Source organism: Thalassospira australica (assembly GCF_044790785.1).
GTDB lineage: Bacteria > Pseudomonadota > Alphaproteobacteria > Rhodospirillales > Thalassospiraceae > Thalassospira > Thalassospira australica_A.
This window is the reverse complement of record NZ_CP085258.1, coordinates 4,309,941-4,323,825: the sequence shown is the minus strand read 5'-3', so window position 1 is coordinate 4,323,825 and position 13,885 is coordinate 4,309,941. Positions and strand designations below refer to the sequence as shown.

The 13,885-nt window shown below is 52.0% G+C and carries 11 protein-coding genes and 1 tRNA gene; 7 read left to right on the top strand and 5 right to left on the bottom strand.

The genetic code is table 11. The annotated features are described in order from the left end of the window. Positions 1-53: 53 nt before the first annotated feature. Positions 54-704: a nucleotide exchange factor GrpE gene (grpE, locus tag LG297_RS20060; RefSeq protein WP_404423456.1), complete on the bottom strand. Its 651-nt coding sequence runs from the start codon at positions 702-704 to the stop codon at positions 54-56. 49 nt (positions 705-753) lie between these two features. Further along, the gene (gene hrcA, locus LG297_RS20055) at positions 754-1,812 is read right to left on the bottom strand and encodes a heat-inducible transcriptional repressor HrcA (protein WP_404423454.1); all 1,059 of its coding nucleotides are present in this window, start codon (positions 1,810-1,812) and stop codon (positions 754-756) included. A 335-nt stretch (positions 1,813-2,147) separates the two neighbouring features. Between hrcA and rph the strand changes: the two genes are divergently transcribed. The 7 genes from rph (at position 2,148) to LG297_RS20020 (ending at position 11,491) form a co-directional block, all read left to right on the top strand. Beyond that, positions 2,148-2,864: a ribonuclease PH gene (gene rph / locus LG297_RS20050; protein WP_404423452.1), complete on the top strand. Its 717-nt coding sequence runs from the start codon at positions 2,148-2,150 to the stop codon at positions 2,862-2,864. Positions 2,865-2,963: 99 nt separating this feature from the next. Beyond that, positions 2,964-3,560 (top strand): RdgB/HAM1 family non-canonical purine NTP pyrophosphatase, encoded by a 597-nt coding sequence (rdgB, locus tag LG297_RS20045; protein ID WP_404423450.1) that lies wholly within the window; start codon positions 2,964-2,966, stop codon positions 3,558-3,560. A 112-nt stretch (positions 3,561-3,672) separates the two neighbouring features. Then, a complete protein-coding gene (hemW, locus tag LG297_RS20040) occupies positions 3,673-4,866 on the top strand; it encodes a radical SAM family heme chaperone HemW (protein WP_404423448.1) in 1,194 nt (397 codons plus the stop codon). Positions 4,867-5,036: 170 nt separating this feature from the next. After that, positions 5,037-5,123 (top strand) — tRNA-Leu (locus LG297_RS20035). A gap of 307 nt (positions 5,124-5,430) precedes the next feature. Beyond that, positions 5,431-8,775 (top strand): DEAD/DEAH box helicase family protein, encoded by a 3,345-nt coding sequence (locus tag LG297_RS20030; RefSeq protein WP_404423446.1) that lies wholly within the window; start codon positions 5,431-5,433, stop codon positions 8,773-8,775. Further along, positions 8,775-10,286 (top strand): N-6 DNA methylase, encoded by a 1,512-nt coding sequence (locus tag LG297_RS20025; RefSeq protein WP_404423444.1) that lies wholly within the window; start codon positions 8,775-8,777, stop codon positions 10,284-10,286. Before LG297_RS20030 ends, LG297_RS20025 begins: the two co-directional genes overlap by 1 nt. Continuing rightward, the gene (locus LG297_RS20020; protein ID WP_404423442.1) at positions 10,283-11,491 is read left to right on the top strand and encodes a restriction endonuclease subunit S; all 1,209 of its coding nucleotides are present in this window, start codon (positions 10,283-10,285) and stop codon (positions 11,489-11,491) included. Before LG297_RS20025 ends, LG297_RS20020 begins: the two co-directional genes overlap by 4 nt. A 111-nt stretch (positions 11,492-11,602) precedes the next feature. On the opposite strand, the gene LG297_RS20015 is transcribed toward LG297_RS20020, so the two are convergent. The 3 genes from LG297_RS20015 to rnhA form a co-directional block, all read right to left on the bottom strand. Then, positions 11,603-12,163, bottom strand: coding sequence for a hypothetical protein (locus tag LG297_RS20015; RefSeq protein WP_404423440.1), 561 nt, complete (start codon positions 12,161-12,163; stop codon positions 11,603-11,605). A 4-nt stretch (positions 12,164-12,167) separates the two neighbouring features. Further along, positions 12,168-12,782 (bottom strand): hypothetical protein, encoded by a 615-nt coding sequence (locus tag LG297_RS20010; RefSeq protein WP_404423438.1) that lies wholly within the window; start codon positions 12,780-12,782, stop codon positions 12,168-12,170. A 134-nt stretch (positions 12,783-12,916) separates the two neighbouring features. Continuing rightward, positions 12,917-13,366, bottom strand: coding sequence for a ribonuclease HI (gene rnhA / locus LG297_RS20005; protein WP_404423436.1), 450 nt, complete (start codon positions 13,364-13,366; stop codon positions 12,917-12,919). Positions 13,367-13,885 lie beyond the last annotated feature (519 nt).

Sequence of the window (13,885 nt, the reverse complement as noted above, 5' to 3'; positions counted from 1 at the left end):
AAACCCGATCCGCTAAAACCGGTTTGTATTCTGATTTTTAATCCGTCAGCCGATCAGGCGGATGTATCGACGTTGCTGCCCGGTTCATCGCTTTTTGCAGCTTCCTGACCAGCCGGGTTTTTGGTAACCCCGACCATTGCCGGACGCAGAAGGCGCCCTTTGAGCACATAACCCGCCTGCATCACCTGGGCGACATGGCCATCGGGATAGGCAGGGTTTGGCATTTCAAACACGGCCTGATGCTGGTTGGGATCAAGCTTTTCACCGAGCGGCTCCAGCTTTTCGATGCCATTCTGCTCGAACGCCTTGAGCAGGGACTTTTCGGTCATTTCGACACCGTCAATCAGGGTCTTCATTGCCGGATCGGCATTGGCATCGTTGCCTGCGGCTTCAAGAGCACGGCGAAGGTTGTCGCCAACATCAAGAAGATCACGGGCGAATTTTGTGACGGCATAGTTGCTGGCGTCTTCGACGTCTTTTTTGGCGCGGCGACGGGTGTTTTCCACCTCGGCGGCAGCACGCAGCAGGCGGTCTTTCAATTCGGCAACTTCTGCTTCGAGTGCGGCAACGGGATCAGCATTCGCAGCTTCGCCGCCTTCTGCTTCGGCATCTGTCGCCTCTGCTGCGACATCTTTGACGACAGCTTCGTCTGCGGGAGCAGCATCGTGCAGATCTTCCGGGTTGTTCTTTGCGGTTTCCGACATGGCTAACCTGTACCTTCAATTTGTGTGGCCTGACACGCAGCGCCAACGTTTATCCAATCAGTCGCCCGACCAGCTTGGCGGTGTAATCGACCAGCGGAATGATCCGGGCATAATTGATCCGGGTCGGTCCGACAACCCCGATTGCGCCCACAATGCTGCCTTCGGCATTCTGATAGGGCGAAATCACCATCGAAAGCCCCGATCCGCCGAACAATTTATTCTCGGACCCGATGAAAATCTGCACACCTTGGGCAATCGTGGTGACATCAAGCAATTCAATCATCTGATCGCGTGCTTCGAGCACGTTAAACAACCGTCTCACAGTTTCGAGCTGTTCGATCGTGTCGATATTTTCAAGCAATTGCGACTGGCCCTTGACGATCAGGGACGAACCCTTGACCCCGCCGGCCCATGTCGCAAGCCCGGCATCAATCAGACCTGCCGACAATTCGTCAAGTTCCTGTTTGATGCGGTCGCGTTCGAGACTCATCAATTGCCGGGCGTCATCAAGTGTCTTTCCGGCCAACCGGGTATTTAGATAGTTCGACGCCTCTGTCAATGCCGAGGTCGGCAAATCGGGCGGAACATCAAGGATACGATTTTCAACATTGCCGGTCTGCGATACCAGAACCGCAAGAACCTTGCCAGGTGATAGAGCAACAAATTCAATCTGCTTTAAACGGATGCCGTCGGTTTTCGGTGCAACGACAAGGCCGGCACATCGTGACAGGCCTGATAGCATGCTTGTGGCTTCGCCCAGCATCTGATCAAGCGAATAGCCCGCCTGTTCACAATTTTTGGTCAATTGATCGCGTTCGGCATTTGGCAGATCGCCGACTTCCATCAGGGCATTGACGAAAAGACGCAGGCCTTTTTCGCTGGGTAAACGACCGGCCGAAATATGGGGGGCAACCAGAAGACCCATTTCCTCAAGATCGGACATCACATTGCGGATGGTGGCTGCCGAAAGATTTTCCGACATGCGGCGTGCAATCGACCGCGATCCGATCGGTTCACCGGTTTCGACATAGGCATCGACGATCTGGCGAAATACCTCGCGGGATCGTGCATTCATATCGCCCAGTAATGTGTCGTCGAACTGCGTCATGCCTAATCCGATAAATCCAAATGCGCTGCGTGGAATTTAGTGAGGCGGGGGGCAGGCGTCAATGAAGCTGGCGGATTGGGGTTGCTGCCGACAGATGCCGAAATTGGGCGCAGATCAGGAATCTGGTTTCGGTATCCCGTTGAATTCGTCGCGAATCGGATTTGATCACGTTTTTTTCGATCACAGGCGAGAGATGATCCTGCCGGGTTTTGCCGTTATTTTCCGGGAAACTGCTGGACCTTTGCGGCGATGCTCAGTAGCTTTGGCCGCAATTTCAGTTATCGTCGACCAGCCATCAAGGCAGATTCGATCCAGAACAAAGAGGTTCAGACCCCATGCGTCCTTCCGGCCGTAATTTCGATCAGCTTCGCGATGTTTCCATTGAAACTGGTGTTTCCAAATATGCCGAGGGCTCCTGCCTGATCAAATTTGGCGATACCCATGTGATTTGTACCGCGACGGTCGAGGATAAGGTACCTGGCTGGATGCGCAATTCCGGTAAGGGCTGGATCACAGCCGAATACGGCATGCTGCCGCGCGCAACCGACAGCCGCATGCAGCGCGAAGCCGCTCGGGGCGGTCAGTCGGGCCGGACCCAGGAAATCCAGCGCTTGATTGGCCGTTCGATCCGTGCGGTCGCCGACCTCAAGGGCATGGGCGAAATGCAGATGCGCCTTGATTGCGACGTCATTCAGGCCGACGGTGGGACGCGTACTGCATCGATCACAGGGGCCTATATTGCCGCCCATATCGCATTTCAGGGTGTGCGCCGTCTTGGCCTGATCAAGGAAATCCCGTTGACCCAGCCGGTTGCGGCCATTTCCTGTGGTATTTATCAGGGTGAAGCGGTTCTTGATCTTGATTATGCCGAAGACAGTAATGCCGGTGCCGATGCGAACTTTGTTCTGGCAGGCAATGGCGGTATTGTTGAGGTTCAGGCGACGGCAGAAGATGTGCCGTTTGATCGTTCTGCTTATGACAAGATGTTTGAACTGGCGGAAAAAGGCTGCAAGGAACTGTTTGCCAAACAGCGTGCAGCGATTGGCGTTTAAGAATTTCATCGGACGGGAAGGGATATGGCCGTCCGATATTTGTTTTTGCGTTACCCACTCGTCCCCGTCTTCTCGACCCGACTTATCTCAGGCAGCATCATGGCCCGTCGCTTTACGGAAAAAAAACTCGTTATCGCCAGCCACAACAAAGGCAAGATCAAGGAAATTGCCGAATTGCTCGATCCGTTCGGGATCGAAGTGATTTCAGCCGGTGATTTGAACCTTCCCGAACCCGAAGAGACCGAAAACAGCTTCATCGGCAACGCACAGTTAAAATCGCTTGCCGCAACCAGAGTCTCCAACTTGCCAGCCCTGTCGGATGATAGCGGCATGGCTGTTTCAGCCCTTGACGGGGCACCGGGTATTTATTCGGCGCGCTGGGCCGGTCCGGACAAGGATTTCGACATGGCAATGGAAAAGGTTCAGAACGGCATCGGCAGCCATCCAGATCGCCGGGCGGCCTTTATCTGTGCGTTGTCGCTTGCTTGGCCGGACGGGCATGTCGAGAATTTCGAAGGTCGGGTCGACGGCGAAATTGTCTGGCCGAAACGCGGGGAACATGGTTTTGGCTATGATCCGATTTTCCAGCCGAAGGGTTATGATCAGACATTTGGCGAAATGGACCCGACAAAGAAACATGAAATGAGCCACCGGGCTGATGCATTTCGCCAGTTGGTCAGGGCTTGTTTCGAGTAAGAATTTAGCGGTCAAGCTGCCTGCATCGAACCTATGCACGCATCGCTGATGTAACCATTGTCGGTGCGTGTTACTTTATGCGTCTTTTCCGCAGTCGAAGATCGAGAACCGCGTGTCCCAAGCAAACGCAGAAGCCGTCCCGTTTGGTATCTATATTCATTGGCCGTTTTGCCTGTCGAAATGTCCCTATTGCGATTTCAACAGTCACGTTGCGGACAAGGTTGATCATGTGCGTTGGCGGGCAGCTCTTCGAGCCGAACTGGCGGTGGGGGCGGCACGCCATCCGGGTCGCACTGTCGGATCGGTGTTTTTCGGTGGTGGCACACCGTCGTTGATGGAGCCGGAAACGGCAGGTGCATTGATTGCCGATATCAAAGCTTTCTGGCCGGTAACCGATGACATCGAAATCACGCTGGAAGCCAATCCGGGAACGGTTGAAATCAACCGGTTTTCGGCCTTTGCTGCCAATGGCATCAACCGGGTATCGATTGGTATTCAGGCGCTGAATGATCGAGACCTCAAATTTTTGGGTCGTGTCCATAATGCGGCGGAAGCCATGCGGGCCCTTGATGTTGCGGCCAATGTGTTTGACCGGTTTTCGTTCGATCTGATTTATGCCCGGCCTGAACATGATCCGAAAGCTTGGCGTCGGGAACTGCGCGAGGCACTTGATATCGCGCGCGGTCATATTTCGCTTTATCAGCTGACGATCGAGCCGGGCACGCAGTTCTATACCTTGCATCAGCGCGGTGATCTCGTTGTGCCCGACGAAGACCTTGCGACCGATCTTTATGAAATCACCCAGGAAGAAACCAGCGCTGCTGGTTATGGCTGTTACGAGGTTTCCAACCATGCTCGCCCGGGGCAGGAGAGTCGCCATAATCTGGTATACTGGCGCTATGGTGATTATCTTGGTATTGGGCCGGGGGCACATGGCCGCGAAGCGGTTATCCAGCCTGATGGTAGCACAAAGCCGATGGCGGTACGCCGTCATCGTGCGCCGGAAATCTGGCTGGACCGGGTGGAAAAGCAGGGCCATGGCACGCAGGAAGAAACCGCTTTGGTGGCCGATGAACGGTTGATCGAAATGGTGATGATGGGCTTGCGCCTCAATGAAACGATTCCAACCGCCCGGTTCGAACGGATCATTGGCAAGGGGCCACGCGATGCACTGGATTCGGAACGACTTGAAACCCTTTTGGCGTCGGGCGATCTGATTTGCGATCAGACCGGCCTGCGCACCACCGATCAGGGCCGGAACCGCTTGAACGGGGTCTTGGGATACTTGTTCGGCAATTCGGTGTGATGCCGGATCGCGCGGAATTTCAAGAATTTCCCTCTGTTTTGGTGCTGTAACCGGCTTTCGCCGATCCGTTTCGCAAAACCGTCAAAAAGGTTATTGACACTGGAGTTTGGCAGCGTATATTGCGCCCCGTTCCGGCCGACAAAACCGGGACGAATACCACAAGCCCCTATGCCCAGGTGGCGGAATTGGTAGACGCGCTGGCTTCAGGTGCCAGTGGCCGCAAGGTCGTGGAAGTTCGAGTCTTCTCCTGGGCACCATAGCCCTGCAAGTTAATGTTTTCAAAGACTTAGCTTGCAGGGCTATTGTCTTTGTACTACCGGGTTGTACTACCTCAGCAGCCCCTCAAAACTCCCCCCAAAAAAATTCAATGACTGTTTCGCAAATACCCAGTGCTCGGTCCCTAAGATCGCAGGCTGTTGGTGCTGCGCTCATTCGATTCTCGCAAATGTGAAAACGCGGCTATTTCGTCTTTCTTTGACTTCAACGCGCTGCTAACGTTGGGAAGTTGTGAAAAAAGACTGATGTGAAACGTCAGATAGTGCGGGGGATTGATCGCTGGAATCGGTGAACTTTGAAATGCTCCGAAACGAGCGGCCTATTCTGGCAGACCATGGCGGGTTTGCAGAGCAGTACGCCTATTCAGACCCTTCTAGTGCACTGGTGAAGCTCCGCAATCTTGGGGAACAGCTGACCAAAGCGGTCTATTGGGAGCTTCGCCTTGAGAAGCCGGAAGATACCGAATTCTTCAAGCTGTTGAACGCTCCTGCATTCGCCGCGGCCGTCCCCGAGGTCATCCGCACCAAATTTCATGCAATCCGCAAAGAGGGCAACCGTGCTGCTCATGGCGGAAGTGTCGAGATCAAGACTGCCCTTTGGATACTCGAAGAGGCATATGCGGTGTCGGCTTGGTTCGCTGTCCGCTGTTTGACCGCTACTCCGTCCGATATCGCAGAGTTTCAGAAGCCTTCACCAAATGAAGGCAGGGAAGCTGAGCTTGAAGCCGCCAAAGACAAACTTGAGAAGCAACTTGATACGGCGCTTGATCAGCTTGCCAAGGTCAAAGCCACCTATGCCGCTGAAACTGTAACACCGGAGAAGCAGGCAAAGGGGCAGCAGGTTGCCGACGCGCTATCGTTTAACGAAGCCACAACTCGAAAAAGACTGATTGACGTTGCGCTTGCCGAGGTTGGTTGGGATGTAAACAAGCCTGACGACGTAACACTTGAGGAAGAAGTTGGATATCAACCGACTGACTCGGGCATCGGATATGCCGATTATGTCTTGTGGGATGATAACGGTAAGCCATTGGCCGTGATCGAAGCCAAGCGCACAGCACAGTCCGAAGAGCGTGGGCGTAAGCAAGCGCAACTGTATGCAGATGGCCTTGAAAAGAAACATGGGCAGCGCCCGGTCATCTTCTACACGAACGGCTACAACACATGGATATGGGATGACGCCCAGAATTACCCGCCACGGAGGCTGTTCGGGTTCTATTCAAAGCGCAGCCTGCAAAACCTGGTAACGTTCCAGAGGGTCAATAAAAAGGCCCTTAACAGCGTTGCGCCGAAATCTGAAATCGCGGGGCGCATTTATCAGGTTGAGACGATCAAGCGTGTGTGTGAGGCGTTCTCGAACAACCGGCGAAAGGCCCTTATTGTTCAGGCCACAGGGACCGGGAAAACCCGCGTCGCCATTTCGCTGACAGAGCTTCTTGTTCGGGCGAATTGGGCGAAACGTGTGCTGTTCCTGTGTGATCGGCGCGAGTTGGTTAAGCAGGCCAAAAACGCCTTTAACGACCATATGAGCGAACCGCTTACGGTTGTTTCGCGGCACACGGTGAATGACAATAAAAGCCGTATTTTCGTTTCTACCTATCCGTCGATGATGTCTGTTTTCCAGGCTTTTGATACCGGGTTCTTTGACCTGATCATTGCCGATGAAAGCCACCGCAGTATCTATAACCGCTATCGCGATCTGTTCCGGTACTTTGACAGTCTGCAGGTCGGGCTCACAGCGACGCCGGTCGAGTTCATTTCTCGCAACACATATGGCTTGTTCGAATGCAGTAACCAGGACCCTACAGCGTTCTATTCAATCGAGGACGGGGTCAAGGATGGCTTCCTGGTACCTTATGAGGTCTATAGTCACACCACCAAGTTCCTGCGCGAGGGGATTAAATACGAGAACCTTAGCGAGGAACAGAAGCGGCAGCTTGAAGAGGATGGTAAAGACCCGGAGCAGCTCAATCACGAAGCTGAGCAGATTGATAAGCAGATTTTCAACAAGGATACCAATCGGCGGATTATCCGTAATTTGATGGAGAACGGCATCAAGGAGGCGAGTGGGCAGCTTCCAGGTAAATCCATCATCTTTGCGCGCAGCCACAAGCACGCGGTCGTATTGCAAAAGCTGTTTGATGAGATGTATCCGCAATATGGCGGCAAGTTTTGTCAGATCATCGATAACCACGACCCGCGTGCGGAACAGTTGATTGATGATTTTAAGGGGCAGGGAACCAACGATGATCTAACCATCGCGATATCAGTCGACATGCTTGATACTGGTATTGATGTGCCTGAGATCGTCAATCTTGTCTTTGCAAAGCCGGTGAAATCCAAGGTTAAGTTCTGGCAAATGATTGGACGTGGCACACGCCTCTGCCCTGGTTTGTTTGGCCCTGGTCGTGACAAAGCAGTCTTTCGGATTTTCGATCACTGGTCGAACTTTGAGTTCTTTGAACAAAATAAGCCCGAGGCCGAACCAAGCCCGCCGACTTCACTTATGCAACGTGTCTTTAATGCCCGTCTCGACCTTGCTGCAACGGCCTTGCAAGCACTTGATCTAGAGACCTTCAACACCGTTACTAACCTGATTTCCCTGGATGTGGCTTCCCTGCCGGATGACAGTATTTCGGTCAAAGAAAAGTGGCTTGAAATCCAAACTGTCCGGGCTGTTGGCGTGATTGAAGAATTCACACCCGCGACAGTCACGCTGCTCAAAAACGAAATTAGTCCGCTTACCCAATGGATTAATATTCGTTGGCACAGCGATGCCTATGCATTTGACTTGCTGATAACTCAGTTGCAGCTTGCGCTGTTTAAACAGTCTGGGCAATTCGAGGACCTCAAAGGTGATCTTCTTAATGCGGTCAATAGGCTTCGTCCCAACCTCAATCAGGTAAAGGCAAAGGCAGAGACGATCAAAGAAGTGAGATCAGCCGCCTTTTGGGCGAATGTTGACTTCGCGTCCCTTGAAAGGGTGCGTCACGAGCTCCGCAGCATTATGCAATATGTTGAAGGCGGCGGTCGCGGTCCGGAAATCACCATTCCAGTGGTTGATATCGAAGAAGATGCTGCAGAGATTGAATACGGGCATCGAAAGTCAGGTATCGTTTCGATTGACTTGGCAGCATACCGTAAACGTGTGGAAGCAGCCCTGCGTGACCTGTTTGATAAGAACCCGATACTGGCCAAAATCAGGCGCGGTGAACCGGTCAGTCAGGATGATTTGGATGCACTCACGTCCTTGGTGCTGACAGAGAACCCCGATGTTGACCTGAACCTGTTGCGGGAATTCTATCCAGACCTTGCCGAACACCTAGATGATATCTTGCGCAATATCGTGGGGATGGACGAAGAAGCGGTTCGGGGCCGTTTCCGGGAATTCGTCACACGCCACCCATCGCTGACAGCCAAACAAACGCATTTCTTGCGCCTGCTTCAAAGCCTTATCGCTCAAACTGGTGGTATTGAGCTTGAGCGTCTGGTTGATGCCCCCTTCACCAAGATCGATCAGGACGGGATTTACGGTGTTTTCCCTGATTCCGACCTGCAGGATGACCTGTTGACGATCATTCGAAGCTTCAATACTGATCGCTTCGAGAAAACCACCAATGAGGCCAAACCATAATGCTGACCGGCGCGTTGCGTAACCGGGTTGATACCCTCTGGACCGAGTTCTGGACGGGCGGTATCGCCAATCCGCTGACTGTGATCGAGCAGATCACTTTCCTGATGTTCTCGCGTCTTCTGGATATGACAGAGACGAAGAATGAGAGAAAGGCGGGATTGTCAGGCAAGGACTTTAAGCCGCTTTTTGGGCCGGATGAGCAAGAGCTGCGTTGGTCGCAATATCGCAACTTGGGTGCGGCTGAAATGCTGCCCTTGGTCCGCGACAAGGTCTTTCCGCACTTCAAGAAGGTATCCGGCGACGGGGCTGCTTTCGGCGAATACATGAAAGATGCCCAACTGATGATTCAGAAGCCGAGCCTTCTGGTCTCGGCGGTGGAGATGATCGATGATTTGCCTTTGGGCGACGCCGATACCAAGGGTGATCTGTATGAATACCTTCTCAGCAAGCTGACCACAGCAGGCATCAATGGTCAGTTCAGAACGCCCCGCCATATCATCCGGCTGATGGTCGAATTGCTTGATCCGAAGCCAGACATGACCGTGGGTGACCCGGCCTGCGGGACCGCTGGCTTTCTGGTGAGCGTTGCTGAATATTTGCAGCAGAAATATACGTCGCCCGAAGGCGTTTGGGTGGATGAAGAAACGGGTCAGAAAACCTATTCTGGTGATCTGCTGGAGCCGTATCGTGATCACATCAGTAAAGGCATGTTCCACGGCTTTGATTTTGATTCGACGATGTTGCGCATCGCGGCGATGAACCTGTTGTTGCACGGGGTTGATTCCCCGGATGTTCATTATCAGGATACGCTGGCAAACAGCTTCCCAGAAAACTATCCGGGGCATGCCAGCGACAGCCTTGATATCATACTTGCAAACCCGCCGTTTAAGGGCAGCTTGGATTTTGAAGACGTGCATCCAAGTCTGGTGTCTAACGTTAAAACGAAAAAGACAGAGCTTCTGTTCATCGTTCTGATTTTGAAGATGCTGAAGCTTGGTGGCCAGTCGGCAACGGTTGTGCCCGATGGGGTTCTCTTTGGTTCGTCAAAGGCGCACCAGGCGCTGCGAAAGCTATTGATCGAGGAAAACCAGCTTGAGGCAGTTATCTCGCTGCCGTCAGGTGTATTCAAGCCGTATGCAGGTGTATCGACCGCTATCCTGCTCTTCACCAAAGGCGGGGGCACGGAAAACGTTTTCTTTTACGATGTCGAGGCGGATGGCTTCTCGCTGGACGATAAACGCACGAAGATCGACACTAACGATCTGCCGGATGTGTTAAAGCGCTGGCAAGAACGCGACCCCAAAAAGGATACAGACAAGTCTGGAAAGGCTTTCTTTGTGTCAGCCAAAGAGATTAAGGCGAACAAGTACGACCTGTCTCTCAGCCGCTATAAAGAAACGACATATGAAGAAGAGGCCTATGAGTCTCCTAAAGTTATCCTGAAGCAGATGCAAAACCTGCACGATGACATTGCCAAGGATATCTCCGAACTCGAGGAGATGTTGGGGTGACTGTTACGCGCCGGGTCGGTGATATAGCGGATGTTTTCAATGGAAAAACACCTGCCAAAGCAGATCAGAGAGTATCAGGCTTTCCTGTCCTCAAGATCAAAGATGTTAACGCCCGAGGCCAATTCTCTGGTGAATTTGAATCTTTCGTCGATGATCAGTTTGCCCAAAGGCACAAAGCGAAGTGTTTGCGAACTGACGATATTCTCGTTCTAAACGCTGCTCACAATGCTGACTATGTTGGCAGTAAACAATACTTAGCTGAGCGCTCAGTTGAAGGCTCATTAGCGACTGGCGAGTGGCTGATAGCGCGCAGTAAATCTGAGGACCTTAATCAAAGATATTTATGGCATTGGTTTCAATCGTCTCAGACCCGTTTCAAACTCAAGAAGATCGTGAAGGGTATTCACCTTTATCCAAAGGATGTAGCTGATCAGTTAATTACTCTGCCGCCTATCGAAGAACAGCGTCGCATAGCCGCGATCTTGGACAAGGCGGATGCAATACACCGGAAGCAGTGCGATGCATTGGAGCTGCAAGAAAGGCAAATCAAAAGTCTCTTTGTTCATAGTGTTGGTCCCAATGCTAACGGCTATGCCCGTTGGGAAAAGAAGCCAATTCGTGACCTCGCTTTATCCAAAAAAGGAGCGATGCGTACAGGGCCGTTTGGTAGTGACCTCAAGCATTCTGAATTTGTTGATGACGGTATTGCTGTCCTGGGAATTGATAACGCTGTCAAAAATCGGTTTGCATGGGATGAACGGCGTTTCATCACAGAAGAAAAATATCTAAAGTTGAAGCGTTATCAGGTCTTTCCTGGTGATGTGATTATTACGATTATGGGTACAACAGGGCGTTCTTCAGTCGTCCCAAAAGATATTCCAACGGCGATTACGACAAAGCACTTAGCCACTATTTCTCTTGATCTGGATAAAGCTGAACCAGAATTCATATCAAACGCGATACATCGCCACCCGGCACTGCTCTCTCAGATTCGTTCCCAGAATAAAGGGGCAATCATGGCGGGCCTCAATCTTGGCATCATCAAAGAGTTGGAGGTGCCTATGCCACCAATTGAGGTTCAGCGAGAATTCACGAGAAGCCTTGGAATGCTTCGTCAAATGCACAGCAAAACTGAAAATGCCCTGCTTAAGGCAGAGGAAATGCTGGCTAGTTTATCCCAGCGTGCATTTCGGGGGGAACTTTGACGTTTGATAATTTCTTCAGTTTACACCGACTGTAATAGCTACAGATCAGCAAGGTAGGTTTGGTTCTGAACTGCAGGGTACCCTGATCGATACCCTGCTTATGATTTTTCCTTACGACAGTGCTTGTGCCTTTGCTTGGTGGGCTCTCCGTAATTGGTCTTGCTGTATCTTGATGTAACGCTGAACAATTGCCCTGCTAACGCATAGGGCTTTGGCAACCTCAGTCCGATTGAGGTCAGGAAAATGATAGAACAGCCAACGAACCCTCCCTTCCAAGTTCATCCGCTCACGGTATTGGGCATCATATAGCTGGAGTTTGCTGAGTGCGTGCCTTGTCTCAGGGCTGATGCTGGTGGTTTTAAGAAGGTCTTGGAGTTCTTCCCCAATCCATTCGATGGCGGTTGGGGATAGAACGTCAAACGGGCCTTTGGGGCCCATAAGACGGTATCCAAGGCCCTTCTTCGCAGCATCTGGATGAAGGCGGTGGCGGTATTCCCTGATAACGGCATCATACTCTTTCTGGCATATACCAAGTTCAAGCAGGACTTTGATCAGGGATGACCGGGCGACCTGGAAGTGAGCGGCGGTCTCGGTAAAGGTACGATGTTCGCCAATACTGATCTTGTAGACGTTCCCGGTTTCAAGATCGGTAACCTTGCGGAAATACTCCAATCGCTTAGCTCAGGTTTTCCCCGAACTCCAGACGCATTTCATGCCAGTTTCGGATGTGTTCCATGGCCATGACATGTGAGAACGTGATAAAGGACGGGTTGTCTTCGATGAAAGAACGAACAGACCTGATTATGCCCTGAAGCATTTCGAAGGAGAGTTTGTTGGCCTCGCAATATTCTTCTGCGTATTGCTTTAGCTTGTCCATTTCCTGTTGTTTCATTCCGGCAGGGTAAATGCCCTTCAAGACCTCTTCGAAGAACTCTTCATCCTCCTCCTCAAGCAGGTATGGTAGCAAAGCGCTGGGCATTACCGGACTATTGAAGGAGCGAAGGGCGTCCAATGCGCATGCAAGTTCAAAGCGCAGCTCGTCGGCAGTTGCTTCAGTGCTGTCCACGTCTTCGTAGAGGTCAAGCACTACGCCTGCGGTGATCTCGCTCCACACCATCATTGAGAACAACTTAGCCTTAGCGTGCAAGAGTTCCTTGTCATCTTCGACATTATAGAAGTCGGCAGACGTGACAAATTCGTAGGCTGTAAGTTCTCCGCACTGACAGTCTTTGGTCATGGCCATGAGGTCGTGTGCGGCTTTGCTAAGGGCTTCTTGGTAAGTGTGGTTCATGATGGTTGTTTCCTATGTGTATGGATGCCCAAACGACAAAAGGCTTCTAACCAAGTTCGGTTGAAGCCTATTTGAGTGCTGTTGCGGTTGTTTGGATGCTGGGGGTGCTTGGGGGGCTGAACGGTAAGGCGCGGTTAGCGAATGTTTTTCAGAAGAGCTTGACGTGCATGTTGGTCGGCGCGGTTGTTTTCTGTGTCACCGCTGCGGGCGGAAACCCATTCCCAGATGGTTTGATGGGTTTGGTTGAGTACCAGCAAGTTCTTCCAAAGGTCCGTATTGGCGACTGGATTACCCGATGAATTCTGCCAATCGTTCCTTTGCCAGGTTTCAATCCATTGGGTGATGCCATCGGCCAGGGATTTGCTGTCCGTGATAATCACAACGTGCGTTGGTCTCTTTAGGGCCTTTAGGCCAGAGATCGCGGCGGTGAGTTCCATGCGTTGGTTTGTGGTGATGCTTTCAAAGCCGGTGAAGATTTTCTCTCGTGCCCCTTTGCGAAGGATTGCGGACCAGCCACCAGGCCCGGGGTTTCCCCGACATGCTGCACCGGTATGAATCGTGACAGGATGATTTTCATTGGTCACTTAGTCGTTCTCCAAGGTGTTGATGAAATGGCAAGCAGCACAAAGGGCGGCTGCCCTTGCCAAGGGTGCGTTGTAATCGATTGCTAGAGGTTTTCTGCGGTTCTTGGGGTGATGTGATCGAGTAGTGTTAAGGGCTGTATGGGTTTGCATTGAGGTGACGCTGGTTGCAAGCCGACGCCCCAAAAAGACAGATACACCCCTACGCACAAACGGCTGAAAGATGTCGGTTATGGTGATGAGGGGGGCAGGGATGCAAGCGCCCGAGGGAGGATGATCAAGCGCGCATCACATCCTCGACCTCGGTCGCTATCTCAGACACTCAGTCAATTTAAGTGTTCGTATGTGCTTAAGGGTGAAACACATAAAATGAACTGATTAAGGGAATTGAATATCATCGACTTATCCAAGGGTGCGGTGTAATTCCCAAACCCGCAGAAACCATCAGGTTTTTAGTGGGTGTTGTAGGTGATGTTTGTAGCCAGGTTGACACCCCAACCCCACACTCACGCGAGCCAATCG

Bases quoted from the DNA above. Each gene is read 5' to 3' on its own strand.
- grpE (WP_404423456.1), bottom strand. From the start codon at position 704: ATGTCGGAAACCGCAAAGAACAACCCGGAAGATCTGCACGATGCTGCT.
- hrcA (WP_404423454.1), bottom strand. From the start codon at position 1,812: ATGACGCAGTTCGACGACACATTACTGGGCGATATGAATGCACGATCC.
- rph (WP_404423452.1), top strand. From the start codon at position 2,148: ATGCGTCCTTCCGGCCGTAATTTCGATCAGCTTCGCGATGTTTCCATT.
- rdgB (WP_404423450.1), top strand. From the start codon at position 2,964: ATGGCCCGTCGCTTTACGGAAAAAAAACTCGTTATCGCCAGCCACAAC.
- LG297_RS20025 (WP_404423444.1), top strand. From the start codon at position 8,775: ATGCTGACCGGCGCGTTGCGTAACCGGGTTGATACCCTCTGGACCGAG.
- LG297_RS20010 (WP_404423438.1), bottom strand. From the start codon at position 12,782: ATGAACCACACTTACCAAGAAGCCCTTAGCAAAGCCGCACACGACCTC.